22 protein-coding genes and 1 pseudogene are annotated in these 26790 nt (G+C 66.2%); 12 read left to right on the forward strand and 11 right to left on the reverse strand.

The annotated features are described in order from the left end of the window. The first annotated feature begins 96 nt into the window (after window positions 1-96). Together B4U45_RS00090 and B4U45_RS00095 are read left to right on the forward strand one after the other, a co-directional pair. Window positions 97-1260: an acyl-CoA dehydrogenase family protein gene (locus tag B4U45_RS00090; RefSeq protein ID WP_075547542.1), complete on the forward strand. Its 1164-nt coding sequence runs from the start codon at window positions 97-99 to the stop codon at window positions 1258-1260. A 31-nt stretch (window positions 1261-1291) separates the two neighbouring features. Further along, window positions 1292-2134 carry an enoyl-CoA hydratase-related protein gene (locus B4U45_RS00095; RefSeq protein WP_075547508.1) on the forward strand — a complete coding sequence of 281 codons (843 nt, stop codon included), beginning with the start codon at window positions 1292-1294 and terminating at the stop codon, window positions 2132-2134. Window positions 2135-2172: 38 nt separating this feature from the next. Here B4U45_RS00095 and B4U45_RS00100 read toward each other — a convergent pair whose 3' ends face one another. From B4U45_RS00100 to B4U45_RS00135, 8 genes and pseudogenes are all read right to left on the reverse strand, one after another. Continuing rightward, window positions 2173-3843 (reverse strand): FAD-binding protein, encoded by a 1671-nt coding sequence (locus tag B4U45_RS00100; RefSeq protein WP_099287842.1) that lies wholly within the window; start codon window positions 3841-3843, stop codon window positions 2173-2175. Continuing rightward, complete coding sequence (locus tag B4U45_RS00105; protein WP_371687229.1) at window positions 3840-5192, reverse strand: aromatic ring-hydroxylating oxygenase subunit alpha; 1353 nt, start codon at window positions 5190-5192, stop codon at window positions 3840-3842. The genes B4U45_RS00100 and B4U45_RS00105 overlap by 4 nt, the downstream gene beginning before the upstream one ends. 28 nt (window positions 5193-5220) lie before the next feature. Further along, a pseudogene (locus tag B4U45_RS00110) lies at window positions 5221-6490 on the reverse strand (AMP-binding protein). A 28-nt stretch (window positions 6491-6518) separates the two neighbouring features. Further along, a complete protein-coding gene (locus B4U45_RS00115) occupies window positions 6519-7391 on the reverse strand; it encodes an enoyl-CoA hydratase-related protein (protein ID WP_075547511.1) in 873 nt (290 codons plus the stop codon). 13 nt (window positions 7392-7404) lie between these two features. Beyond that, complete coding sequence (locus B4U45_RS00120; RefSeq protein WP_075547512.1) at window positions 7405-7641, reverse strand: lipoyl domain-containing protein; 237 nt, start codon at window positions 7639-7641, stop codon at window positions 7405-7407. Next, window positions 7634-8632 (reverse strand): alpha-ketoacid dehydrogenase subunit beta, encoded by a 999-nt coding sequence (locus B4U45_RS00125; protein ID WP_075547513.1) that lies wholly within the window; start codon window positions 8630-8632, stop codon window positions 7634-7636. The genes B4U45_RS00120 and B4U45_RS00125 overlap by 8 nt, the downstream gene beginning before the upstream one ends. Next, window positions 8629-9582, reverse strand: a complete 954-nt coding sequence (locus tag B4U45_RS00130; RefSeq protein WP_082275450.1) for a thiamine pyrophosphate-dependent dehydrogenase E1 component subunit alpha — start codon at window positions 9580-9582, stop codon at window positions 8629-8631. Before B4U45_RS00130 ends, B4U45_RS00125 begins: the two co-directional genes overlap by 4 nt. Window positions 9583-9681: 99 nt before the next feature. Then, entirely contained in the window at window positions 9682-10557 is an 876-nt protein-coding gene (locus B4U45_RS00135; RefSeq protein WP_075547515.1) for a mycofactocin-coupled SDR family oxidoreductase, read from the reverse strand. 256 nt (window positions 10558-10813) lie between these two features. Here B4U45_RS00135 and B4U45_RS00140 point away from each other — a divergent pair, with 256 nt between their 5' ends. Continuing rightward, on the forward strand, window positions 10814-12034 hold the full coding sequence (locus B4U45_RS00140; RefSeq protein WP_075547516.1) for a CaiB/BaiF CoA transferase family protein: 1221 nt from the start codon (window positions 10814-10816) through the stop codon (window positions 12032-12034). Window positions 12035-12043: 9 nt separating this feature from the next. On the opposite strand, the gene B4U45_RS00145 is transcribed toward B4U45_RS00140, so the two are convergent. Next, window positions 12044-12418, reverse strand: a complete 375-nt coding sequence (locus B4U45_RS00145; RefSeq protein ID WP_075547517.1) for a thioredoxin family protein — start codon at window positions 12416-12418, stop codon at window positions 12044-12046. 137 nt (window positions 12419-12555) lie between these two features. On the opposite strand from B4U45_RS00145, the gene B4U45_RS00150 reads away from it, so the two are divergent. The 8 genes from B4U45_RS00150 to B4U45_RS00185 all read left to right on the forward strand — a co-directional run bounded on the left by B4U45_RS00150 (window position 12556) and on the right by B4U45_RS00185 (window position 21176). Further along, a complete protein-coding gene (locus tag B4U45_RS00150) occupies window positions 12556-12825 on the forward strand; it encodes a metal-sensitive transcriptional regulator (protein ID WP_075547543.1) in 270 nt (89 codons plus the stop codon). A 60-nt stretch (window positions 12826-12885) separates the two neighbouring features. Further along, window positions 12886-13314, forward strand: coding sequence for a DUF302 domain-containing protein (locus B4U45_RS00155; protein WP_075547518.1), 429 nt, complete (start codon window positions 12886-12888; stop codon window positions 13312-13314). Window positions 13315-13369: 55 nt separating this feature from the next. After that, window positions 13370-13726 (forward strand): carboxymuconolactone decarboxylase family protein, encoded by a 357-nt coding sequence (locus B4U45_RS00160; RefSeq protein ID WP_075547519.1) that lies wholly within the window; start codon window positions 13370-13372, stop codon window positions 13724-13726. Window positions 13727-13924: 198 nt separating this feature from the next. Beyond that, window positions 13925-15811, forward strand: a complete 1887-nt coding sequence (locus B4U45_RS00165) for a PE family protein (RefSeq protein ID WP_075547520.1) — start codon at window positions 13925-13927, stop codon at window positions 15809-15811. A 125-nt stretch (window positions 15812-15936) separates the two neighbouring features. Further along, window positions 15937-17178: an amino acid deaminase/aldolase gene (locus tag B4U45_RS00170; protein ID WP_075547521.1), complete on the forward strand. Its 1242-nt coding sequence runs from the start codon at window positions 15937-15939 to the stop codon at window positions 17176-17178. 43 nt (window positions 17179-17221) lie between these two features. Then, window positions 17222-18427 carry a M28 family metallopeptidase gene (locus tag B4U45_RS00175; RefSeq protein ID WP_075547522.1) on the forward strand — a complete coding sequence of 402 codons (1206 nt, stop codon included), beginning with the start codon at window positions 17222-17224 and terminating at the stop codon, window positions 18425-18427. Continuing rightward, window positions 18424-19710: a D-arabinono-1,4-lactone oxidase gene (locus B4U45_RS00180; RefSeq protein ID WP_075547523.1), complete on the forward strand. Its 1287-nt coding sequence runs from the start codon at window positions 18424-18426 to the stop codon at window positions 19708-19710. Before B4U45_RS00175 ends, B4U45_RS00180 begins: the two co-directional genes overlap by 4 nt. 101 nt (window positions 19711-19811) lie before the next feature. Continuing rightward, complete coding sequence (locus tag B4U45_RS00185; protein WP_075547524.1) at window positions 19812-21176, forward strand: wax ester/triacylglycerol synthase domain-containing protein; 1365 nt, start codon at window positions 19812-19814, stop codon at window positions 21174-21176. Here B4U45_RS00185 and B4U45_RS00190 read toward each other — a convergent pair. After that, window positions 21173-22288, reverse strand: a complete 1116-nt coding sequence (locus tag B4U45_RS00190) for a patatin-like phospholipase family protein (RefSeq protein ID WP_075547525.1) — start codon at window positions 22286-22288, stop codon at window positions 21173-21175. The two genes, B4U45_RS00185 and B4U45_RS00190, sit on opposite strands and share 4 nt — an antisense overlap. 281 nt (window positions 22289-22569) lie before the next feature. Between B4U45_RS00190 and B4U45_RS00195 the strand changes: the two genes are divergently transcribed. Next, on the forward strand, window positions 22570-22872 hold the full coding sequence (locus tag B4U45_RS00195) for an ANTAR domain-containing protein (RefSeq protein ID WP_075547526.1): 303 nt from the start codon (window positions 22570-22572) through the stop codon (window positions 22870-22872). 10 nt (window positions 22873-22882) lie between these two features. Here B4U45_RS00195 and B4U45_RS00200 read toward each other — a convergent pair whose 3' ends face one another. Beyond that, the gene (locus tag B4U45_RS00200; RefSeq protein WP_219859279.1) at window positions 22883-26776 is read right to left on the reverse strand and encodes a PPE family protein; all 3894 of its coding nucleotides are present in this window, start codon (window positions 26774-26776) and stop codon (window positions 22883-22885) included. Window positions 26777-26790: the final 14 nt, after the last annotated feature.

Below are 26790 nucleotides of genomic sequence, written 5' to 3' on the forward strand. Positions count from 1 at the left end.
GGGAGCATGCCGGGCTTTTTGCCGAATCCACCGCCAACAATCGGAAACTATGCGAACCTGAACCGATATTGCGCGGAGCAACATCAGGGGGCAGTCATGTCCGAGCTTTTCCCGGCCTACCGGGCCAGCTGGGAAACCGATCAACATCGCGAGCTGCGTAAGTACGCTGCCGAGTTCCTGCTGAAGGAGTCCACTCCCAACCAAGAACGCTGGGCCCGCGACCATCAGGTCGATCGTGAGTATTGGAACAAGCTGGGCGACGCGGGGTTGCTCGGGCTGGATCTGCCCGAGCAGTTCGGCGGCGCCGGTGGCGATTTCGGTTATTCCGCGGTCTTCGCCGAAGAGCAGGCACTGGCGCACGACACCTCCTCGGGGTGGGCGGTGCACTCACCGATCGCCGCGCACTACCTCAACGCCTACGGCAACGAGGAACAGAAGCAACGCTGGTTGCCCAGGGTAATCAGCGGCGACGCCGTGCTGGCGATCGCGATGACCGAACCCGGTGCCGGCTCCGACCTGCAGGGGATCCGTACCACCGCCGTCCGCGACGGCTCACACTATGTGATCAACGGTTCGAAGACCTTCATTTCCAACGGAACTCACTGTGATCTGCTGATCATTGTCACCAAGACGGATCCGACAGCCGGTGCGGCAGGGATTTCCCTGATCGTCGCCGAAACCGACGCGAGTCTGCACGGTTTCGAGCGCGGGCGAGTCCTGGAAAAGATCGGCCAGCACGGCCAGGACACCCGGGAGTTGTTCTTCTCGGACATGCGGGTGCCGGTGGCGAATTTGCTCGGTGAAAACGAGGGGCTGGGTTTTTACCAGCTGATGGAGCAGCTGGCCCGGGAGCGACTGGTCATCGCCTCGCAGTGCGCCGGTTTGGCCGAATGCGCGGTGCTCGAGGCGATCCGCTACACCCGGCAGCGGGAGGCGTTCGGGCGGCCGTTGATCCAGTTCCAGCACAGCAGGTTTGAGTTGGCACAGCTCAAGGCCGAGACGCTGTCGATCAAGACCACCGTCGACCACTGCGTGCAGCAGTACATCGACGGCAACAACGACCCGGCCACGGCGTCGATGGCCAAGCTGATCGCCGCGGACAAGGCGGTCGACATCGTGGATCGGTGCCTGCAGTTCTTCGGCGGCTACGGCTACATGATGGAATACCCCATCGCGCGCGCGTATGCGGCGGCGCGGGTGACCAAGATCTACGGCGGCACAAGCGAAATCATGAAGGAGATCATCAGCCGGTCGCTGTAGGCGCACGCCTGCGTCGGGTACTGTCACCAGCATGCAACGGCGCGTCCTCGAAGCGACCATTTATGAGCGCGAACCACCGATCGCGCGAATCATCCTGAACCGGGTCGACAAGGCCAACACCAAGGATGCGGTCCTGGTCACCGAAGTCGATGCGTGCCTGCACGAGGCCGACCGCGATAAAGAGATCAAGGTCGTCATCCTCAAGGCCAACGGAAAAGGGTTCTGTGGCGGGCACGTGGCACGCTGGGGTCCGGACGAAAACCCTTACCCGGATTTCGGCAACACCTTCGAGGAGCTGTACAGGGGCACCGCCGACCTGTTCCTGTGGCCCACGCTGTATCTGTGGGAATTCCCCAAGCCGACGATCTCCCAGATCCACGGCTACTGCGTGGGCGGCGGCATCTATCTTGGCCTGTTGACCGACTTCTGCGTCGCGTCCGAGGACGCGTACTTCCAGATGCCGCTTGCCCAAAGCCTCGGCGAGCCCGGCGGGCACACCATGATCGAGCCGTGGTTGCTGATGAATTGGCACCGCACCATGGACTGGCTGCTGCTGGCGCCGACGTTGTCGGCGCAGCAAGCCCTCGACTGGGGTCTGCTCAACCGGGTGGTGCCCCGCCAAGACCTGGAAGCCACGGTCGAGGAGATGGCACGCAAGATCGCGCGGATCCCGCTCACCACGCTGATGGCGGTGAAGAACAACGTCAAGCGAGCCTGGGAACTGATGGGTATGCGGGTGCACCTGCAGGTCAGCCATATTCTGACCAACATGGTCGGCGCCGCCTCCGATGTTCAGGCCCGCCGCGCCGAGCTGATGCGGTCAGGGCTGACGCCGCGCGATTTCGTCGATGATTCCGGCCTGCCGCCAACGTGACGCTGCAGTCACATTCGCAGCCGAGCGTGACGGCAGCGTCACACTGGGGGCAAGTGCCGGGCGGCGACGTAGCCGAACACCATCGAGTTGGCGATGCTCGCGCCGGCTCCCGGATACGTTCGTCCCATCACCGTCGCGGTGGTATTGCCGGTGGCGTAGAGGCCCTCGATCACCCGGCCATCCTCGTCGATCACCTGCGCGTGCTCGTTGGTGACCACGCCTCCACAGGTGCCGACATCGGCCGGGAACACTCTGGTTGCGTAATAGGGACCCCGGCGCAGCGGGCCGAGGGCGGCGTTGGGCCGGTAGCCCGGGTCGCCCAGGCAGGTGTTGTAGGCCGACTGACCGCGCCCGAAGTCGGGATCAAGGCCCTGGGCGGCAAAGTGGTTGAACCGCTGGATCGTTCGCGTCAGCGCGTCGACGGGCACACCGATCTGGTGGGCGAGGTCGCCGACGGTGTCGCCGCGCTTGACGGTGCCGCTTGTGATGAACTCGGGCGGCAGGCGCCGGTTGAGCGGGTTGGTACCCGTGACGTATCGGCGGACGTAGCCGTGGTCGAAGATCATCCAGCACGGCACCGCCTTGGCGGCGTACATCGCCTTGCCGACTTCGACGTAGGAGTTCGACTCGTTGCAGAACCGGCGGCCGGCCGTGTCGACGTAGATGGCTCCCGGTCGTTGTCGCCCCGAGCCCAGTGACGCCGCGGCGGCGCCGCCGTTGGGGATGAATACCGAAGGCAGCCACCATGCTTCGTCGAGCAGGTCGGTTTTCGCGCCCAGCCGCATGGCGGCGCGCAGCACTTCGCCGGTGTCGCCGGCATTGGCGATCGACCATGCCCCGTCGTTGGGCTGATCGCCGCCGTATTCCCGTCGCATCTCGGCATTGTGGCCAAAGCCGCCGGCGGCCAACAGAACTCCCTTGCGCGCTTCGACGCTCACCGGACTGCCGTCGCGGATGACGCGTGTCCCAACCACCCGGCCGTCGTCGACAATGAGATCGTCCATGGCGGTGTCAGTCCACAACGGCGGCCGGCCGTCGCTGACGTCGATGAGCACCTTGAGCATTTGGCCGATCAATGATGCCCCGTTGGTGAGGATTTGGCGGCCGCGGATCCGGGCGGTGCGGGTGCGCAGGAATACTCGGGCCGCTACCGCGAAGGCGCGTGGCGATCGGTTGAAGTATTGCACCGAGCGCAATTCGTTGGTCAGCACCACGTACCCGTAGTTCTTGGCCAGCGGCGGCTGCAGCCGGTCGCTCCAGGACCCCAGCGCGGCGGCGTCGAAAGGAACTCCCTCGACGGCGCGGCCGGCGGCGTTGCCGCCCCGGTGATTCGGGTAGTAGTCGCTCCAGCCGGCACAGCGGATCAGCCGAACCCCTTTGCGGATAAGGAAATCGATCATCTCGTAGCCCGCGGTGAGGAACATTTCCCGGCGGGCAGCCGAAGATGCCGCGCCAACGTCGCCGACCACGTCGGCCAGGTAGCCAAACCCGTCTTCGTACGTGTCGGCGATGCCGTCGGCCCGCATCAACGGGTTGTTCGGCAGCCAGACGATGCCGCCGGAGAGACCGGTCGAACCGCCGACCAGGGATTGCTTTTCGACGATGAGCGGCTCGAGCCCACGGTCGAGTGCGGCCAGCCCCGCTACCATGCCGCCCCCGCCGCTGCCCACGACGAGTAGGTCGACCGAGCGGTCCCACCGAGCGCTCACTGTGGCGCCGAAACGTCTGAAGTGAATCCCAGGTCGGCGATCGGCACGTCGATGGTGGTGTTGGTCTGCTGGATCGCGGGCACCAGCGTGTCGTAGGGCAGCCCGGCCAGGAACCCGTCGATGACCCGCTCGAAATTCGAGATCAGTCCCTCGATCTGCTTCGATAATCGCATGTATTCAAATCCCTTGGAGCGCAGACCTTTTTGCTGCCGCGGCAGATTGGAGAAGTCCTGCGCGGGAATCGGCGGCCAGCTCGGGTCGTCGGGCGCCTTGGGTTCCGGCGGGGCGGGCTTGGTGACCTGATCCGGTGGAATCCGGGTGAGCGACCAGATCTCGAACAACGTCTCCTCCGGCCCCAGGGGACGGATCCGGTACGAGGAAGCGCTGCTGTATTGCGGCAACAGGAAGTAATGCGGGAAGCCGAACCCGATCGCGTCGACGATGCCGCGGCGCGCCAACGCGTTGAGGTCGGGAACATCGCATCCTCGCGCGCGATGCCAGGCGACGACGGCGTCGTTGAGCGTGGCGCGCCAGGCGGTCGTCGCCTCGGCCGGATCGTCCGGCAACTCGATGTGCTGCAGGCCTTCGGCGATGCGAATGTCGTTGGCGTGGGTCATGCCGCCCATGCCGGCGCCGAGCGTCCGCATGAAATACAGGCTGCTCTGGATGACCGGGTGGGTGCCCGGCGCGGTCGCGCCCGGCGCCGACGGCAACAGCTGCGGGTGGGTCTGCGGCACGTGATAGCCCTCCATGAACGCCGCCGTGGCAAGCTTCCAGTTCACCGGCAATCGGCACGACTGCCACCACTCGGTGCGCAGCGATTCGACCTTCCAGGCGTCGTAGATCGAGGCGAACGGCTCCAGGCAGGCGCGCAACGCGGGCGCGGCGTCGTCGAGGTTGATCCACGCGCACCCGCCCCACAGTTCGCACCGTACCGACACGAGCGCAAGATCCTGCGGGCACAGGTTGTGCTCGTCGAACACCTCCGGCCGCGCGACATAGGTGTTGCGCCCGTCGATACCCCAGCACCAGCCGTGGAAGGGGCAGACGAAAGTGCGACGAGATCCATTGCCCTCCACCAGCTTCACCCCGCGATGCCGGCACGCGTTGTGGTAGGCGCGTACGTTGTCACCGGCTACCCGCACCACGATGATCGACTCGTCGAGGATCTGGTACTCCACGTAGTCACCCGGCTTGGGGATCTCCTCGAGCCGGCAGGCCATCTGCCAGACGCGCGGCCACAGCATCGCCGTCTCCAGCGCGTAGAACTCCGCGTCGTAGTAACGCTGCTTGGGAATCCGGTCGGCGGCGCGGACTGCCCACGGCACTGGCAGCGGTGTCCAGTTCACCTCATTGCTCACCATCTGGTTCCCTCGCTCACACGATTCGCGACGCGCGGCCTTGCCAATAGCGTTCGCGGATACGCCTCTTGTAGAGCTTTCCGTTGGGGTCCCGCGGCAGCTCCGCGGTGAAGTCGACTGTGCGCGGGCACTTGTAGGAGGCCAGATGGGCGCGGCAGTGGTCGATGAGTTCCGCCTCCAGGTCGGGTCCGGCGATAACGCCGTCCACCGGTTGCACCACGGCCTCGACCTCCTCACCGAATTCGTCGTTGGGTACACCGAATACCGCCGCGTCGACCAGCTTGGGGTGCATGACCAACAGGTTCTCCGCCTCCTGCGGATAGATGTTGACCCCGCCGGAGACAATCATGAACGTCGAGCGGTCGGTCGGGTAGAGGTATCCGTCCTCGTCCACGTAGCCCATGTCGCCCAAGGTGCGCCACCCGCGGTCGTTGCACACCGACGCGGTCTTGACAGGATCTTTGAAGTACTCGAACGGCGGGGCCCTCGAAGTAGAGCTCGCCGCACTGCCCGACGGGCAGCTCACTTCCGTCGTCGCCGACGACATGCACCGGGCTCACCGGTTTGCCGACCGAGCCCGGTTGAGCCAGCCACTCCCGCGGGCCGATCGTGGTGCCGGCGAATCCCTCAGTCCCCCCGTAGTATTCGTGAATGACGGGACCGAACCAGTCCATCATCCGGTACTTGACGTCCACCGGGCACGGGGCGGCCGCGTGCAGCACACACCGCAGGCTGGAGATGTCATAGGCGCGCCGCACCTCTTCGGGCAACTTGAGCATCCGCACGAACATCGTCGGCACGACCTGGGCGTGGGTAACCCGGTGCGTCTCGATGAGCCGCAGTACGGTCTGGGCGTCGAATTTGCCCATGATGACCACGGTGGCCCCGACGCGGTGAACCGCCATGGCGTAGTTCACCCCGGCGGCATGGTAGAGCGGCGCGGGGGACAGGTACACGCTGGCCGGGCTCATCCCGTAGCGCTGAGTCAGCGCCAGCTCCAGAACGGCCTGAGCCCAGGAGCCGTTGGCGGAGGGCAGCGGGACGGTGAGGTGAGTGTTCACCGGCGTATAGTAGAGCCCGGAAAGCTGGCAGCCCCAAGGGATTTCGAGAAACTCCGGGCGGTTGGCCAGCAGCAGAGCCACCCCGTCGCCGCGCCTGAGCCCCGCCTCGTGCAGCAGCGCGGCGACCCGTCGGCTCCGGGCATGCAACTGCGCATACGAGAGGGCCGGCCCGTCACCCACCATGAGTGCCGGGGCGGCGCTGTCGGCGTGGTCGGTCAGGTTCATCAGCGTAATATTCTGCGCCCCAACTGCATCAGGTCGCCGACGCACCGTCGGGAGACTCGGCCGCCGCCGCCTGGCGGCGCGCCATCTCGGCGGGCTTGATCTTGCCCTTCAGCACCTGTTGCACCAGGGCCTGCACGTCGGCACTGATCGACGCCAACGCCACCAGGTCGTTGGAGCTTTGCCAGTGCACCCGCATGCCCATCAACTCCCAGGCGCGTTTGATGTTGGCCTTGGTCGCCAACAGCGTGGTCAGCGGAGCCTGCGCGATGTGCCGGGCGATCGCGTCCACCCGCGCGTCGAGTTGATCGCGCGGCACCACCTCGTTGACTAGACCCACCGCCAGGGCCTTCTGCGCGTCGATGACTTCGTTCAGATACAGGTAATACGACGCCCGCCGCCAATTCATGAACACCCACGGCTCGATGGAGCATTCGCCGGACGGCATGCCGAACCCCTGCAGCGGCGGGTACTGAAAGTAGGCGTCCTCGGCGGCGATGACGATATCGGTGGTCAGCCCGTAGTGCGTGCCCCCGCCCACACAGTAGCCGTGGACCTGGGCAATCGTCGGTTTGGCGAACTCCCACAGGTTGAGTACCGGCTTGACGAACAGGTCGGATTGCGGCTTCCACGGCGTGCCCATGACCTTGGCGCCCTCGACGAAAGCCGGATAGTCGACCGCGTTGTTGCCGATCGCGTGTCCCGAGCAGAAGCCCTTGCCGTTGGCCTTGAGGATCAGCACCTTGATGTCGTAGTCGCGGTCCGCGTCGGCCAGTGCGGCGTCGACTTCCTCGGCGAGTTTCTGGTCCTGGGCATTGGCCTTCTCCGGCCAATTCAGCGTGACCCGAGCTATCGCGCCGGTCTTCTCGTAGATGATGCGTTCGCGAGTTTCCTTGAGGTCCATGCCTTCTCCTGAGTTATGCGGTGATGACGCCGATCGGCACGCCGATGTCGTAGGTCCCACCGGCTGTTGCGGTCCACTGCACGACGCCGGACGCGCCGGCCTCGATCTCCTGTTCGGCCTTCTCGGTTGCGATGACGTAGATCGGGGTGCCCTGCTCGACATGCTGGCCGCTGTCGACGAGAAATTCGACGAGCTCGGCTTCGGATACCGCGACCGAGACCCGCGGGATGCGAATGACGAAGTCAGCCATGCACTCTCGCCCTGTCCAGGGTTCGCTGTGCGGCTGCGACGATGCGGGCCGGCGAGGGGTACACTTGCGCCTCCAGCGCGGCGGCGGCCGGGCTGGGGACGAACCGGGCGCCGACCCGCTCAACGGGTGCGACGAGTTCGCCGAACAATTCCGATTGCAGGATCGCGGCGATCTCCGCCCCGGGTCCACCGAATTGCACCGCGTCGTGCACCACGACGGCTCTTGTTGTGCGACTGGCGGATTCGACGACGGTCTCGACATCGAGAGGCACCAGGGTGCGCAGGTCGACGACCTCGGCGCTGATGCCCTGTTCCTGCAGCGTGGCCGCGGCCGCGAGCGCGTCGTACACGCTGCGCCCGTAGCCGATCAGGCTGACGTCGGTGCCCGGCCGCTTGATATCGGCCTGGCCCAACGGGATCGAGAAACCGGGGTCGACGGGGACGGGTCCGCGTTTGCTTTGCAGGCGGATGGTTTCGACGAACAGACACGGGTCTTCGTCGAAGATGGCGGTGGTCAGTAGGCCCCTGCCGTCGCCCGGGGTGGACGGCACGATCACTTTCATCCCGGGGATGTGCATGAACCACGCCTCCAACGTCTGCGAATGCGTGGCGCCAGTGCCCAATCCGGCGTACACCTGGGTGCGCACGGTGATCGGCGCCGTGGTGCGTCCGCCCGTCATGAAGCGCAGCTTGGCGGCATGGTTGATCAACTGGTCGGCGGCGATGCCGATGAAATCCATGATCATGATCTCGGCCACCGGCAGCATTCCGTCCATCGCCGCGCCGATCGCGGCGCCCAAGATCGCGGCTTCCGAGATCGGGGTGTCCACCACCCGGTCGTGGCCGTACTTGGTCGACAGGCCCGCGGTGGGCCCGGACGCGCCGGGATCGGCGATGTCCTCTCCGAGCAGCAACACCCTGTCGTCGGCCTGTAGCGCCTGATCGAGTGCGAGGTTGAGCGCCTCGCGCATCGTCAGCTCTTGTTCGGTCATCCGCCACGTCCCCACACCGGGAACCCGAGCGGCGTTGCGTAAACGTCACGGTCGAGTTCGTCGACGGACGGTGACTCGCCGGTCATCACCGTGTTCAGCGCCGTCTCCACGGTTTGCAGGGCGTCGTCGTCGATGCGGCTAAGCTCGTCCGCGCCGCAGATTCCGGCTTCGAGGAGGTGGTTGCGGAACCGCGGCACCGGGTCGGCCGCCATCGCCGCCGCCAGCTGATCTGGTGGTATGTAGGGCATCCGGTCACCGAAGTAGTGGCCGCGGAAGCGGAACGTCACGCACTCGATGAACGTGGGACCGCCACCGCCGCGGGCGGCGTCCACCGCTTGGTCGAGAGCCGACGCGACCGCCAGCGGGTCGTTGCCATCGACCGCGACACCGGGCATGCCATAACCGGCGGCCCGATCCGCGACATGCTCGAGCTTCATGGTGGCGGACGTGGGTGTCATCTCCGCGTACTGGTTGTTCTGGCACACGAACACCACGGGCAGGTCCCAGAGCGCGGCCATGTTGGCGGCCTCGTGGAAGGAGCCGGTGTTGGTGGCGCCGTCGCCGAAGCTGACCACCGTGACCCGATCCAGGCCCTTGCGTTTGCCGGCCAGTGCCAGCCCGACGGCCACCGGCGGGCCGGCGCCGACGATGCCGGTCGAAAGCATCACGCCCACCGCGGGATTGGCGATGTGCATGGTGCCGCCCTTGCCGCGGCTGGCGCCGACGGTGCGTCCCATCATCTCCCCGAAGATCTCCCGCAGCGGAACCCCCTTGCCGATCAGATCGTGCAGCCCGCGGTAGGTGGTCACCAGCTGATCGTCGGTCCGTAGCACCACACCCATCGCCGCGCCGATGGCTTCCTGGCCGCGCGACGGCCAGTACACACAGATGAACTCCCCGGTGCTGATGCCCTTGGCCAGCCGGTCGTCGGCCGTTTTCATCAGCGTCATCAGCTCATAGAGGCGGCGGCGGAAGTCGCCGAAACGGTCGAGAGTCACCGCGTGCCTCCACGTCCGCTGTGCCGCAACTGAATTGACCACATCGCGAGATCACCCGCCGGACCATGGCTTGACTTTGAGAAAGCCGCCGCCGTCCACCCGGAGCTGCTGTCCGGTGACGTAGCGGGCCGCGTCGGAGGCGAGGAACAACACGGCCTCGCTGATGTCTTCGGGTTCGACATAGGGGATCGGCATCGCTTGCATCACCGGGAAAACCGGCTCGGCCTCCTCGCGGGTGGGGTTCGGCAGGTCCGGCCGGAAGGCCCGGTACATGGGAGCGCTGTGCAACATGTCGGTGTTGACGTTGGTCGGGTGTATCGCGTTCATCCGGATGGAGAAGGGGGCCAGCGCGAGGGCGAAGTCGTTGACGTAATGCGCGGCAGCGATTTTCGCGAAGGCATAGCCCGCCCCGCCGGGGCCGCCATCGATGCCGGTGGTGTTCATCGACGACATGAATGCCGCGTTGGAACCGATCACGATGATCGACGCGCCTGCGCGTAGGTGTTTGAGGCTGGCGTGCACCAGGTTGAGCACCCCCACTAGGTCCACGTCCACGGCGTCGGCGAACGCCTGCGGCGGCAGTCCGGCGGTGAGCGGGCAGATGCCGGCGTTGGCCACCACGATGTCGAGACGGCCCAAATCGGACACCGCGTTGTCGATCGTTGTCGACATCGCGGCACGGTCGCGCACGTCGGCGATCGCGGTGATGACCCGCCGGCCTTCCTTTTCCACCAGACGCGCGGTCTCGTCCAGGTCCTCCGGCCGGGCCAGCGGATACTCGTTCGTGTCGATATCGGCGCACAAGTCGACCGCGATGATGTCGGCGCCCTCTGCGGCAAGCAATCGTGCATGCGAGCGGCCCTGCCCGCGCGCGGCGCCACTGATCACCGCCACCTTACCGGCCGCCCGGCCCGCTATCCGGCTCATCGCCGCCCCTTGTCCGAGTTGTCCGAGTCCCGATACCGACGATTCACATTGAGAGTCAAGGCCTTTCGCTGCCCACATGGTGGGGGCGCCGAACGGTGCCGGGCAGTGACCATCCGCACCGGCATCGAACCGTTGGTGGGTCCCATCGCATCTCTTCCGAAGAACCGCGTGCCTGCAGCCGGAATATCGCCATCCGCTACGCTAGCTAGAATATCTAAAATAGCAAGGAATAGCTGCGGCGGCCGAGGGGATTGCGATGGCAGGGGTACTCAGCGGTGTCCGGGTTGTCGAGCTGGCGTCGTGGACCTACGTACCGTCGGCCGGTGCCGCCCTGTCGGATTGGGGTGCCGACGTGATCAAGGTGGAGGGCGTCGCGGCGGGCGATCCCGGCCGGGCATTGGTGGTGGGTGGTTTCACCCGCGAAGCAGCCCGGGTCGACGCCGACTTCATCCTCGAGTTGGGTAATCGTGGCAAGCGCAGCATCGCGATCGACATCAAAACCGAGACCGGGCGTGAGCTGTTCGGCCGCCTGCTGGCCAGTGCCGATGTGTTCCTGACCAACTGGCTGCCCGGAGCCCTCGAGCGGGCCCGGTTGACCGTCGAGGACATCCGCTCCTTCAATCCCACGATCATCATCGCCAGAGGAACGGGACTGGGCGTGCGCGGCCCGGATCGCGATCGCGGCGGCTTTGATGCCGCCACCTACCTGGCACGTGGCGGGGTGGCGTACACCCTTACCCCCTTCGGCAGCGAGACGCCGGCTGTGCAGGGGCCGGCGTTCGGCGACCTGCAGGGCGGGGCGACACTCGCCGGCGGGGTGTGTGCGGCGTTGTTTCACCGGGAACGCACCGGCGAGCCGTGCATCGTCGACTCGTCACTGCTGGCCCAGGCGATGTGGGCCATCGCGCCGTCGATTTCGGCGGCCGACTTCTTCGATATCGACGGCATTCCCGGGGCACCTCCCGGGGTGGCCATCAATCCGCTGGTGAACCGGTACAAAACCAGGGACGGCAGGTGGATTCAGCTGGTGTTCTTACAACCCGACAAATACTGGGCCGGCTTTTGCCGGCGGATGGGACTTGCCGAGCTGGCCGCCGACGAGCGGTTCGTGCCGTCGCGCAACCTCATTGCCAATGCGGCCGAGGCCACCGAGATCTTCGCCACCGCGTTTGCCGGCCACGACCTCGCACATTGGCAGCAGGTGCTCGCGGACGAACCGGGCGTGTGGGCGGCCCTGGCGACGCCACGGGAGACGCTCAACGATCCTCAGGTCGAACCCAACGGGTACGTGGTGACCAACCGCGATGACAACGGCGAGCCGTACCGGATCGTGGCCGCGCCGGTTCAATTCAACGAAACGCCGCCGGGGCCCGCGCGCGCCCCGGAGCACGGGCAGCACACGGAGGAGATTCTGCTCGAACTCGAGGTGGACTGGGACGACATCGCGCGGGCCAAGGATCTCAACGCGATCCTGTGAGAGCGGCGGCTACCGAGCGGCGGCTGCCCGGCGGGCGGCGATCTTGGCGCGCACGGTATCCATGTCCAGCGATTGCACCTGGGTGATCAGATTCTCCAGCACCGCCGGTGGCATCGCCCCGGCCTGGCTGTAGACCAGCGCCCCGTCGCGAAATGCCATGATGGTCGGAATTGAGCGGATACCCGCCGCGGCGGCCAGTTCGGGCTCGGCCTGGGTGTCGACCTTGGCGTGCACCACGTCGGGATGGATCCGCGCCGACCGCTCATAGATCGGGGCAAACGTTTGGCACGGGCGGCAGTAGGCGGCCCAAAAGTCAACCAGCACAAGCGGATTGTCGGTAACCGTGGACTCGAACGTGTCGTGGGTAAGATTGACGGTGGCCATGTCGGTCCTTCCATCGGGGGATATTGACCTAAGGAACAAATACCCGCGGGGGTATGTTCCCAGTCGTGTCGGCGGTAGCTATTCATACCCCCAGGGGTACTATGGTCGATAAGACCGATGAGACGGGAGGATCCACCGTGATTGGTGATCAAGACAGCATGGCTGCGGTACTGAACCGGCTGCGGCGCGCCCAAGGGCAGCTGGCCGGGGTAATTTCGATGATCGAGCAGGGCCGCGACTGCAAAGAGGTGGTTACCCAGCTGGCGGCGGTGTCCCGGGCGCTCGACCGTGCCGGGTTCAAGATTGTCGCCACCGGATTGCGGGAATGCATCACCGGAGCCCAGTCCCAGGGTGCCGCGCCGTTGAGCGAAGCCGAGTTGGAGAAGCTTTTCCTGGCGCTGGCCTGAACAGAAGTTCCCACAAGAATCCGAAGAGAACATCGGAAAAAGTTAGAGGAGATATTGGTGATGGACATTGCATTGTCGGCCACCTTGCACACCGGCTTCGACGAAGCGGTCAAGCGCACCCGCGAAGCGCTGGCGCAGCAGGGCTTTGGCGTCTTGACCGAGATCGACGTGAAGGCAACCCTGAAAGCCAAACTCGACGAAGACATGGAGGACTACCTGATCCTGGGCGCCTGCAATCCGCCGCTGGCGCACCGCGCAATCGAGGCGACCCGCCAGATCGGCACTCTGCTGCCCTGCAATGTGGTGGTGCGATCGGACCCCGAGCAGGCCGGCACCATCGTCATCGAAGCGATGAACCCGCGGCTGTTGGCCGACGTCACCGGTGAACCCCAGCTTGCCCCGATCGCCGACGAAGTCAGCGGCCGGATCCAAGCCGTCATCGACGAGCTGCAACGCTCGGACAAGGCGGCCGAACGGTCGCCGGCGTAATCGGTACTCTTGCGACCCTGAGGTTCCCACAACTACCCGAAGGGTAACGAGGCTGATGTCAGACCAACACCATCACGAGGTCCTCGAGGAGCTGCGGCCGCAACACCGGGCGCTTCGCAGCCAGATTCCCGACGTCTACAAGGGATTTGCGGCCCTGAGCGGCGCCGCGCTCACCGACGGCGCCCTCAGCCGTAAGGTCAAGGAACTCCTGGCGATGGCGATCGGGGTGGTACAGGGGTGCGACGGCTGCATCGCCTCCCACGCTCAGGCCGCGGCCCGCGCCGGTGCCACCGCCGAGGAAGCCGCCGAGGCGATCGGTGTCACCATCCTCATGAACGGGGGACCGGCCACCATCTACGGCGCTCGGGCCTACACGGCATTCTGCGAATTCGCGGAGAACAAGCCTTCTTAGGGCCGTCCTAATGTCGGACGGCGGTGCTGGGCCGCCGACAGCCGCGAGATCGCTGAAACATTCCGGGCCCGTCCGGCGAAACGATCGGTAGGTCTACCGGAAATACGGGGTGTGCTGACCCGATGGCGATACCCTTTGCCGAGGGTTGATGGCGACCGGGCGACCGCCAGGTTTCCGTGAGGTGGTGGGAGGTCCCTGATGTCGTATCTCATCGCGGCCCCAGAGCTGGTGGCGGCGGCCGCAACGGATCTGGCGAGCGTCGGTTCGTCGATCAGCGCGGCCAATGTTGCCGCCGCGGCGCCGACGATGTCAGTGCTGGCCGCCGGCGCGGACGAGGTGTCGGCCGCGATCGCTGCCCTGTTCGGGGCGCATGCCCAGGCCTATCAGCTGCTCAGCGCTCAGGCCGCGGCATTTCATGAACAGTTTGTGCAGCTGCTCACCGCGGGAGCGGGCTCGTATTCACTCGCTGAGGCTGCCAATGCCTCGGCGGCGCAATCCCTGCAGCAGGACGTGCTTGACCTGATCAACGCGCCCACCCAGGCACTGTTCGGGCGTCCACTGATCGGCAACGGCGCCGATGGGATAAACGGGACCGGACAGAGCGGCGGTGACGGCGGGATCTTGATCGGCAACGGCGGCAACGGCGGGTCCGGCGGCGCCAACCAGGGCGGTGGCAACGGCGGCAACGCCGGCCTGTGGGGCAACGGCGGCGCCGGCGGAGCCGCGGGGAATTCCACCACCGCCGGCCTCAACGGGTTCAACGGCGGTGCCGGGGGCAACGGCGGCCTGTTGTGGGGCAACGGCGGCATCGGCGGTGCCGGCGGCAACGGCGGCCCGGCGCCCCTGGCCGGTGGCGTCGGCACCACCGGCGGCAACGGTGGCAACGGTGGTGGCGCCGGACTGATCTACGGCCTGGGCGGCGCGGGCGGAAACGGCGGAATCGGGGGAGCCGCGCCGGCCATCGGTCCCTCGCCGACCATCATCCCCGCGGGCGGCGTCGGCGGGTCCGGTGGAGCCGGCGGCGGGGCAGCGGCGTTGTTCGGCGTCGGCGGCGCGGGTGGGACTGGCGGGGCCGGAGGCCTCAGCAACAATACGGTCCAGAGCGTGGGTGGCTACGGCGGCATGGGTGGTCTCGGCGGGCAGAGCGGACTGCTGTACGGCGCACCGGGCGCTGGGGGAGGCGGCGGAGCCGGCGGAGCCGGCGACGGAGCCTTCGCCAGCTTCGGCGGCCACGGCGGGTCCGGTGGAAACGGGGGCGCCACCGGGCTGTTCGGCAACGGCGCGGTCGGCGGTGACGGCGGGCTGGGAGGTGACGGCGGCACCGGGGGCGCCGAAGGCGGCCAGGGTGGCATCGGTGGTCTCGGCGGCACCGGAAGCCCCGGTGGACTGCTGTTGGGCAATGGCGGAGCCGGTGGTAGCGGTGCCCTCGGTGGCGACGGCGGCGCCGGCGTGACCACCGGCTTTGCCGGCTCGGGCGGCTTCGGCGGCGCCGGCGGCGACGCCCAGCTGCTCGGGGTCGGCGGTGTCGGCGGCAACGGCGGCGGTATCGGCACCGGGACCACGGCCGCGTTGCCGGTCACGACGCAGCCGGTGGGCGGCATCGGCGGCAATGGCGGTCGGTCCGGATATCTGTTCGGGACGGGCGGCAACGGCGGCAACGGCGGGGCCACCAGCACCAACGGCACGCTGTATGCCAGTGGCGGCAACGGCGGCGACGGCGGCCTGATCTTCGGCAACGGCGGTGCCGGTGGCAATGGCGGCGCCGGCGGCGGCACCAGTGTCGGCAGCGGCGGTCAGGGCGGCAACGGCTCATTCTTCTTCGGCAACGGCGGTGCCGGGGGCACCGGCGGCGCGGGCGGTCAGGGTGCTGGCGGCGCCGGCGGGTCGGGTGCGGTGTTCTTCGGCAACGGCGGCGCCGGCGGTAACGGCGCCCCCGGCGGCGCCGGCGCGGGCGGTAACGGCGGCAGCGCGGTGATCATCGGCAACGGCGGCAATGGCGGAAACGGCACCGGCTTGGCAGCCGGGGGCGCCGGCGGCGCCGGCGGATTGCTCTTCGGCCAAAACGGGACGAACGGGACGGCCTAATCCGGCGGGAGCACCGCGGCCGCCAATCGCAACGGCGCAGCCGGCATGGCATTCGGCATGCCCACCACGTGCCGCAACATCATCGATCCGCTGCCAGAGTCCGTCACGTTCAGTAAGGTGACGGCGTGCCTGAGGTGGGTCGCGAGCAGCGTGCCGACGAGCCGGTCAGGCTCGACGCGCACGGTCGGCTGCAACGGTACGAAAAGGCATTCGCCGCCCTGGACGCGCCGTTGGCCTTCGTCGACCTCGACGCGATGTGGGCCAATGCCGGTCAGCTGCTTTCCCGCGCGGCTGACAAGCCGATCCGGGTGGCGTCGAAGTCGTTGCGGTGCAGGCCTTTACAGCGCGAAATCCTCGACTCGAACGCTCGGTTCGACGGGCTGATGACGTTCACGCTGGCCGAGACTCTCTGGCTGGCCGACCACGGCTTCGACAACCTGCTACTCGCCTATCCGACGACCGATAGGGCGGCGCTGCCCAAACTCGGCGAGCTGACCGCCGAGGACCCCGAACGAGCGCCGATCCTGATGGTCGACAGCGTCGAGCATCTCGACCTGATCGAAAACGCGACAACCAAGCCGCTGCGGCTGTGCCTGGACCTTGACGCCGGCTACTGGCGAGCCGGCGGGCGGGTGAAGATCGGGCCCAAGCGCTCACCGTTGCATACGCCGGAACAGGCACGAGCGCTCGCGGTGGAGATCGCGCGCCGGCCGTCGCTGACGCTGGTGGCGTTGATGTCCTACGAGGGCCATATCGCCGGGTTCGGCGACAACGTGGCCGGCAAGTCCGCCCAGAACGCGGCCGTTCGGTGGATGCAGCGGCGGTCCTTCGCGGAGTTGCGGGAACGTCGCGCGCGCGCCGTCGAGCTGGTGCGCGAGGTCGCCGACATCAAGATCGTCAACGCCGGCGGCACCGGTGACCTTCAGCTGGTTGCCCAGGAGCCGGCGATCACCGAGGCCACCGCCGGCTCGGGGTTCTACGCGCCGACGCTTTTCGACTCTTACTCGACGTTCGCCTTGCGGCCGGCGGCGATGTTCGCGCTGCCGGTATGCCGCCGCCCCGACGCCGATACCGTGACCGCGCTCGGAGGCGGCTATTTGGCCAGCGGCGTCGGCGCGAAAGACCGCATGCCCACCCCGTACCTACCGAGCGGGCTCAAACTGGACCCGATGGAAGGCACCGGTGAGGTCCAGACGCCATTGTCCGGTGCGGTGGCGCGGCAACTGCAGATCGGCGACAAGGTGTATTTCCGTCACACCAAGGCCGGCGAGCTGTGTGAGAGGTTCGATCGGTTGTATTTGGTTCGGGGCGCGCAGATCATCGACGCCGTCCCGACCTACCGGGGTGAGGGTCGCACGTTTCTTTAATGATGGAATGGTTCGCCGACGGACCGCGCGACAAGGAGCTGCCATGACTGCGATCACCGCATTGCCGACCGAATTGGCCACGATGCGTGAGGTCATCGAGACACTCGCACCGATCGAACGCGGTGCCGGGGACCCCGGCGAGCAGGAGGCTGCGGTCAAGATCGTCGAGTACCTGCGCGCCGCCGGTGCACAGAATGCGCGGATCGAAGAGGAACAGTTCTACGACGGCTACCCGCAGCTGCACGCCAAGCTGTCGGCGGTCGGGGTCGGCGCCGCGATCGCCGGTCTGATCAGCCGTCGGTTGCGGGTGCTTGCCGGGCTGGCGGGGCTGGGTGCGGGGCTGGCGATCGCCGACGACTGTTCCAACGGGATACGCGTCGTGCGCAAGAAACTCCAAAAGCCCCGAACGACATGGAATGTCGTGGCCGAAGCCGGCGACCCCACCGGCAAGCGGACGGTCGTGGTGTGCGCTCATCACGACGCCGCGCACAGCGGCAAGTTCTTCGAACCCGGCTATCAGCGGTTCTTCGTCGAGCGATTCCCGGGGATCGTCGAGCGCATCGACACCTCACTGCCGAACTGGTGGCCGTCGATCCTGGCGCCGATGGTGGCCGGTGCCGGCGCGCTGCGGGGCAGCCGCAAGATGATGCTCGCCGGGGCCGCGATGAGCGCGATCGGGGTGGCGGCGTTCACCGACATCGCCCGCAGCCCGATCGTGCCGGGGGCCAACGACAACCTTTCCGCCGTGGCGCTGATCGTCGCGTTGGCCGAGCGGCTACGTGACCGCCCGGTGCAGGGTGTGCGGGTGCTGCTGGTGTCGCTGGGCGCCGAGGAGCAATTGCAGGGTGGCATCTACGGTTTCATCGCCCGCCACAAGCCTCAGCTGGACCGTGACCACACCTACTTCCTCAACTTCGACACCGTCGGCTCGCCCGAACTGATCATGCTCGAGGGCGAGGGCACCACGATCATGGAGGACTACTACCACCGGCCGTTCCGTGACCTGGTGGCTCGAGCGGCCGAACGCGCTGACGCACCGCTGCGGCGGGGGCTGCGATCACGCAACAGCACCGACGCCGTGCTCATGAGTCGGGCGGGCTATCCGACGGCCTGCTTTTCTTCCTTCGACCGCCACAAGGCGCTGTCGAACTACCACCAGATGTCCGATACCCCGGAAAATGTCGTCTACGAGACGGTGATGCACGCGGCAACGGTGGCCGAATCCGTGGTGCGGGACCTGGCCCGGTGAGCACCGTCTGGCGCAACTGGGCCGGCGAGCAGTTGTGCGCGCCGTCGCAGATTGTCCGCCCCACTTCCGAAACCGAGTTGGCGGAGGTCGTCGTCAAGGCGGCGCAGCGCGGCGAACGCGTACGCGCCGTCGGCACCGGGCATTCGTTCACCGACTGCGCCTGCACCGACGGCGTGATGGTCGACATGACCGGCATGCAGCGGGTCCTCGACGTGGATGTCGCGGCGGGTCTGGCTACGGTGCAAGGCGGGGCGAGGCTGCACCCGCTGTTCGCGCAGCTGGCCGAGCGCGGGCTGGGCCTGGAGAATCAGGGCGACATCGACAAGCAGTCGATCACCGGGGCGACCGCGACCGCCACGCACGGCACCGGGGCGCGCTTCACCAACGTGTCGGCGCAGGTCGTTTCGCTGCGACTGGTCACCGCCGGTGGCGACATCCTGACCCTGTCGGAGGGTGACGACTACCTGGCAGCACGGGTGTCGATCGGCGCGTTGGGCGTGATCTCTCAGGTGACCCTGCGGGTGGTGCCGCTGTTCACGCTGCACCGCGACGACGAGCTGCGCCCGCTGGCCGATACGCTGGAGCGACTCGACGAGCAGGTGGATGGCAACGACCACTTCGAGTTCTTCGTGTTTCCCTACGGCGAGACGGCGCTGACCCGCACCACGCGCCGCAGCGACGAGGAGCCCATGCCGCTGCCGGTGTGGAAACGCCGGATCAACGACTACGCCGAAAACGCGGCGCTGAGCCTGATCTGCCGCACCGGTCGTCAATTCCCCAGTGCCGCACCGGCATTGAACCGTCTCATGACGAACTTGATGTCGCCGGCCACCGTCCAGGATCACGGCTGGAAGGTCTACGCGAGCGCACGCAACGTCAAGTTCACCGAGATGGAATACGCGATCCCACGCGAACACGCGCGCGAGGGTGTACAGCGGGTCATCGACCTTGTCCGCCGCCGCAACCTGCCGATCATGTTCCCGCTCGAGGTCCGCTTCGGCGCCCCCGACGACGCGTTCCTGTCGACCGCCCACGACCGCGACACCTGCTACATCGCCGTTCACCAGTACACCGGCATGGAGTTCGAAACCTACTTCCGTGCCGTCGAAGAGATCATGGACGAGTATGCGGGCCGTCCGCATTGGGGTAAGCGCCACTATCAGAGCGCCGGCACGCTTCGTGATCGGTATCCCGCTTGGGATCGCTTCGCGGCGGTCCGCGATCGCCTCGACCCCAACCGGGTCTTCCTCAACGACTACACCCGGCGGGTCCTCGGCTCCTGACGGGCGACCAATGGCACCACTTGTAGGGACCAAAGTCCTTGGCTGCCAACATGCTAGTGACCGAGGCCGGAAGGCATCGTAGCTTTGTCCGTGGAGCCACTATGACTGAATTCATGCGCAACAGCGATGCCTTTACCTGGGCGATGGAAACTGACCCACGGCTGCGGTCCACAGTGGTCACGGTCGTGCTGCTGGATCGATCCCCGGACTGGGACCAGATACGCCAACGTTTCGATCTGATCAGCCGCGAACTTCCGATGTTTCGCCAGCGGGTGGTGGAATCTCCGCCGCCCGCCCCGCCGCGGTGGGAGTACGACGCGGACTTCGACTTGGACTATCACATGCGGCGGGTGGCCGTTTCGGGAGCCGGCACCTTCGACGATGTGCTTGAGATGGCCCGAGTGGCCGCGATGCAGGATTTCGACCGGGCCCGGGCCCTCTGGGAGGCGACGCTGGTCGAGGGCCTGCACGACGGCGCCGCGGCGGTGATCTGCAAGTTCCACCATGCCCTCACCGACGGTGTCGGAGGCATCCAGATCGCGATGCGGCTATTCGATCTTTCCGAAGAGCACTACGAGCTGGAATCACTGCCCGCCGCACCGGAGGTACCCCAGCCGTCTCGTCTGGAGGGGTACCGCGATTCGTGGCGCTATAGCGCCTCGTTGCTTGTCAACGTGGTGACCGGCACGGCACGGCAGGTACCGCAACTGGTGTACGGCGGTATCCGGCGGCCCATCTCGACGCTCCGGTCGGCAGCGGCCAACGCCGCGTCCGTCTACCGGACGGTCCGGCCGCTCAACCGCACCGGTTCACCACTGATCAGGGAGCGCGGCCTGATCCGGCGCCTCGGGGTGCACGAGGTGCCACGGCTGCAATTGCGCGATGCCGCGCACCGGTGTGGCGGCGCGCTCAACGATGCGTTTGTCGCCGGGGTGGCCGGCGGGTTACGCATCTATCACGAAAAACACGGCGTCGCGGTCGGCGATTTGCACCTGACCATGCCGATCAGCTTGCGGACGAACACCGATGACATGGGTGGAAACCGAATCACGTTGATGCGGTTCGACATTCCCGTCGGTGAGGCCGACCCGGCGAAACGGATCAAGGCCATCCACGAGCGCGTCGGCGCGGTGCGGCAGGAAAAGTCGCTGCCCTACACCCAGATGATTGCCGGCGTTCTCAACCTGATGCCGCGTTGGTACATCGGCTCGGTGCTGCGCCACGTTGATTTCCTGACCAGCGACGTACCCGGAATCCCGGTGCCGGTGTTCCTCGGAGGTGCGGCAGTGCGCACGCAATACGCGTTCGGCCCGACGATCGGCTCGGCCGTCAACGTCACGCTGCTGTCCTATGTCGACACCTGCGCACTGGGCATCGACGTCGACACCGCCGCGATCCCCGACTACGACGTCTTCCATGACGCTCTGGTCGCCGGCTTCGACGAAGTATTGGCGCTCGCAGGCTAATTGGCGCTCACGGACCTGGCAGCGGGTAGGGCGGTCGACCCGCCTGCCGCCAGCGCCTTTCTCGTCTCTGCACGCCCGGCTCGCATGAAGCCGGCCCAGTCGCGGGTGCTGAGGAATTGGCGGTAAAAGCCGAGTCCCCGCACCGTCTGGTAGGGCACGGGCTCGATCATGATCAACCTCGACGCCGCACGTAACCGGGCCAGGTTCTCGCGGGCGAGCTCGATCTGCTGGCAGGTGCGCACCTGGCTCGCGACGTACAAGATGCTGGCGCGGCGATACTCCCAACCGGTGGCGTCTTCGCCGGCAAAGCCCGGGGGATAGAACCCGTTGATCGCCAGCGTGACCTCGCAGGGCTGCTCGATGTCGAGCAGGGGGCGAACCGGGAAGATGTCGACGATGCCGCCGTCGCACCAGTGGAACCCGTCGAACTCGACCGGCTGGATGAACAACGGTAACGCGATGGCCATATGTACGGCACGCGCCACCGTGAGCTCCGGATGCGTACGCGGACCGATGAATTCGATTCGATTCTGTTCGATATTCCAGATCGGCGCGTAGGCCGGAATGGGCAGTTCGCCCAGGGTCAGGTCGCCGAGCAGACGCCGGTAGGTCTGCTCGATCACATCGCCCGCAATGATGCCGGCAAACCCCCGCCCGGCGTTGAGCGCCAGCCGCAGCAGCCGGCCCCAGTCCAGGTCGACATAGTCGCGGGGAAGCAGCCCCAGAGTGAAGGCCGCCACCTCGTCCGCGCTGATCCCGGCCGCCAGCGGAAAACCGAACAGCGCCGAACCCGAGCACAGCGAGTAGACGGACGGGCGCATATCCGCTTCCTCCAATGCTCGCGCGGCCCCGACCAGCGAGGCCATCGCGCCGCTTCCCCCCGTCGCGGCCAGCGCAATCCGTTGCCCTTCAGCGATATTCGCGACGTAGGGCGCTGTGGACGGGAACGGCTGGGGGTGCTGGGTACCTGCGGAGGGCAAGCGCAGCGCGGCCCAGGCGGCATCCGCCAGAAATCCGGCGTCCTGGCGCAATCCCGCCGAGAATTCGCGTGCGCGCGCCAGCACGTCGAAGTATTGGCGGAGCCGAAAGACATCCAGGATCGTGCTTAGCATGCCGCTGACTATGCACGGCGGCCGGCGCCGGGCACAGAGTCCTCGGTCATCAATGCGGAGGGCCATCGTCGTCAAAGACGATTCGGTGCCGGCCCGTGCCGGCGGGGGCCGGTATCGAGGTGATCACGGGCGAATACCAATGTGGGCGGCAGCCTGGCACAACGGGGCCGATACCCAAATCATGGCACGGTGGCCGGTGCGGCTTCCCCGGGGCGACCTGCCCCGGGCCGAGGCACCCTTGTGGTGGGTATCGGTAGGACTCGACAGGAGGTTGACAGCGCATGACGGCGAACTGGGCGCCGACCCAGGTCTCGGGTGGCCCGGACGCTGGTCGCATTCTCGACACCGCGCGGGGCATTCTCATCGGGCTGCGCCGGTGCCGTCCCGAGAACGCAGTCGATGAGCTGCACACCGCGGCCCAACGTCACCAGGTGTCGGTGTTCGCGATGGCGTGGGCGTTGGTCCATTTCGCGGGTGACGGCGCGACATCTCACGTTTTCGCCGATGCCCAATCGGCGGTTCGACGCGAGTGGGGTCAATTGTTTGCCCACCCGGCTGGTTCGCCCGCCGGGTCGACCTGCTGAGGGCGTGCACTCAGAATCTGAACAGGTCCGCGCCGGTGTTTCCGAAGCCGAGAATTCCGGCGAGCAGGTTGGGCAGGGTCAGTGGAAGCGTTCCGGTGTTCGCGAGGCCCGATACCGCGCTACCGAAGTTGAACAACCCTGAGGTGCTGGTGCCGACATTCTGGTAACCCGAGCCGCCGAAAAGTCCGGCCGGATTCACGTTGAACAGACCCGACAGGCCCAACCCACGATTGCCGAACCCTGAGCTGCCCCCGGCGCCGGTGTTGAAGAATCCCGACGAGGGTGTGGTGCTGGTGTTGCCGAAGCCCGGCGGCGGCGGGACGTCGAAACTTGCGATCGTGGTGCTGGGCAGCGTCATGCTGGGAATCGTGAAGCCTGGGACCGCGAAGCCGTCGAGGTGCACGGGCGGGATCGTCAGGCCCGGAATGGTGAAGGGATCGAGCCTGATGGGATTGACGGCGAGCTCGGGGATGGTGAAGGCGCCCAGCTTGATCGGCGGGACGTTGATGTCTGGCAGGGTGATTGGCGGCAGGCCGAAGGAGTCCACGCCGATCGGGTTGATGGTGAACGCCGCGGTGGTGGCTCCCGGGATGGTGAAGGCGCCCAGCTTGATCGGCGGGACGTTGATGTCTGGCAGGGTGATTGGCGGCAGGCCGAAGGAGTCCACGCCGATCGGGTTGATGGTGAACGCAGCGGTGGTGGCGCCGGGAATGCTGAAGCCGTCCAGATGGATGGGGTCGATGTCGAGTCCCGGGATGGTGAACGCGCCCAGCTTGATCGGTGGGACGTTGATGTCTGGCAGGGTGATTGGCGGCAGGCCGAAGGAGTCCACGCCGATTGGGTTGATGGTGAACGCAGCGGTGGTGGCGCCGGGAATGCTGAAGCCGTCCAGATGGATGGGGTCGATGTCGAGTCCCGGGATGGTGAACGCGCCCAGCTTGATCGGTGGGACGTTGACGTCGGGCAGGGTGATCGGCGGCAGGCCGAAGGAGTCCACGCCGATTGGGTTGATGGTGAACGCAGCGGTGGTGGCGCCGGGAATGCTGAAGCCGTCCAGATGGATGGGATCGATGTCGAGCCCTGGGATGGTGAACGCGCCCAGCTCGATGGGTGGGACGTTGATGTCGGGAAGCGTAATGGGCGGCAGGCCGAAGGAGTCGACGCCGATGGGGTTGATGGTGAACTGCCCGGTGGTGAACCCCGGAATGGTGAAGGCGCCCAAGTTGATCTTTGGAATCCTGATGTCCGGCAACGTGATCGGAGGAAGGCCGAACGCGTCGATTCCGATCGGGTTGATGGTGAATCCACCTATGGTCAAGCTGGGAAGATCGAAGCCGGGGGAGCTAATCGAGCTCAGGTTGAAGAACGCCCTGCCGTTGAAAGGATCTACAATCGCGGTGTTTCCGACAAAATTGACTCCCTTCAGCGCAAATACATTTGTATCCCAATCTATCCTCAGCTGCGGAGTGATCGTGAACTCATTTACACGTATCGCCGGCGCATTCAATTGCGGCACCACTATTTTCGGTAATGAGAAACCACCCAGCGCAGCGCTGTCGATCTTGAAGCCGGGTATTAATACCTCCGGCAAGTCAAAACCTGGGGCGTTGATCGTGGGCATGGTCAGTGCTGGGATGACCAGTTTGGGTGTGGTGAAGCCGCCCAACAGCGCGCTGTCGAGTTTGAAGCCGGGAATGGTCGCCGCGGGCAGGTCTAGTCCCGGTACGCCGATTGGGGGTGTGGTGATGTTGGGCAGGTCGAGGCCGGGCACGGTGATGGTGGGTATGGTCAGCGCGGGAATGGCGAGTTTGGGTGTGGTGAAGCCGCCCAATAGTGCGCTGTCGAGTTTGAAGCCGGGAATGGTCGCCGCGGGCAGGTCTAGTCCCGGTACGCCGATTGGGGGTGTGGTGATGTTGGGCAGGTCGAGGCCGGGCACGGTGATGGTGGGTATGGTCAGCGCGGGAATGGCGAGTTTGGGTGTGGTGAAGCCGCCCAATAGTGCGCTGTCGAGTTTGAAGCCGGGAATGGTCGCCGCGGGCAGGTCTAGTCCCGGTACGCCGATTGGGGGTGTGGTGATGTTGGGCAGGTCGAGGCCGGGCACGGTGATGGTGGGTGTGGTCAGCGCCGGAATGCCCAACTTCGGTGTGGTGAAGCCGCCCAACAGTGCGCTGTCGAGCTTGAAGCCGGGAATGGTCACGGCCGGCAGGTCCAGCCCCGGCACGGCGACGGTGGGTGTGGTCAGCGCCGGAATGCCCAACTTCGGTGTGGTGAAGCCGCCCAACAGCGCGCTGTCGAGCTTGAAGCCGGGAATGGTCACGGCCGGCAGGTCCAGCCCCGGCACGGCGACGGTGGGTGTGGTCAGCGCCGGAATGCCCAACTTCGGTGTGGTGAAGCCGCCCAACAGCGCACTGTCCAACGTGAATCCCGGCAGGGTCACAGCTGGCAGGTCCAGCCCGGGCACATCTATTGCGGGTATGGTCATCCTCGGCAAGTCGATAGCAGGTATCGTCATGTTCGAAGTAATAATCGTCGGTAAATCCAGAGCCGGTATTGCTAGTCCGGGAACATTTAGTGGCGGCAAGGTCAGATCCGGCGTGCCCAGATTGAATCGGAGACCGCCCTGCCCGGTTCCTCTGAAGGCGAAGCCGTTGTTCATGTCACCCGTGTTGAGGACGCCGGTGTTCAAATTACCCGAATTAAAAAACCCGGTATTCGCATTGCCCGTATTATAACTACCGGTGTTGGCCGATCCTGAGTTGAAGCTGCCGGAGTTGTAGTTTCCGAGGTTCGAATCACCGGTGTTGGCATCGCCCACATTGAAGCTGCCGGTATTGAAATCCCCAGGGTTGAATAGTCCGGTGTTGGAGTTGCCGGAATTTCCGCTGCCAAAGTTTGCCAGACCGGCGTTGAAGAACCCCAGGTTTCCCGATCCGGAGTTTCCTATTCCGACATTGCCGGTGCCGGAGTTGAAGAAACCGACATTTCCGGTGCCGGAGTTGAACAAGCCGATATTTCCGGTGCCGGAGTTCAACCAGCCGAAGCCCACCCCCCCCGTGCCGGTGAGTCCGATACCGATATTGTTGCTGCCGGTATTGCCGAACCCGAAATTGTTGCTACCGGTGTTCGCCAGACCCACGTTGAAGCTGCCGGCGTTGCCGAAGCCGGTGTTGTAGCTGCCCAGGTTTGCGGGGCCGACGTTGTTGCTGCCGAGATTCCCGACGCCGAGGTTGTAATTGCCGAGGTTTCCATGGCCGACGTTGCCGGCGCCGGCGTTTCCGTTGCCCACATTGCCGCCGCCGAGGTTGCCGAAGCCCAGGTTGAGGGGCGCTCCCGCCGCAGCGGCAGTCACCGCGCCGGCCAGCGCAGCGGGCAACCCCGGCAGATTCTGCAGCGGCGCGGTGAACGGCTCCAGCGCCGACACCACGGCCGAAGCCCCCGTGTGATAGGCGGCCATTGCCGACACATCTTGGGCCCACATCGCCTCGTATGCGGCTTCCACCGCGGCGATCGCCGGAGCGTTTTGCCCGAACAGGTTCGACATGACCAGGGACACCAAATCGAAACGATTGGCCGCCACCATGATTGGTCGCACCATCGCCGATCGGACTGCCTCGAACTCGATCCCCAGCGTCTCGGCCTGCATTGCCGCTTGCCGCGCCTGGGCCGCCGTGGCCGAAAGCCAATCGGCATACGGGGCTGCCATTGCCGCCATAGCGGCCGACGACGGCCCCAGCCATGATCCGCCGACCAGCCCCGCGGTTATCGCGCCGAACGACGTTGCGGCCGAATCTAATTCCTGCGCCAGCCCGCCCCAGGCCGTCGCGGCCGCCAACAGCGGTTCCGCGCCCGCCCCGGTGAATATGAGAGCCGAATTGATCTCCGGTGGCAGTACCGAAAAGTTCATCGCCCAGCCTCCTC

This window comes from Mycobacterium persicum (assembly GCF_002086915.1).
GTDB classification, from domain to species: Bacteria; Actinomycetota; Actinomycetes; order Mycobacteriales; family Mycobacteriaceae; genus Mycobacterium; species Mycobacterium persicum.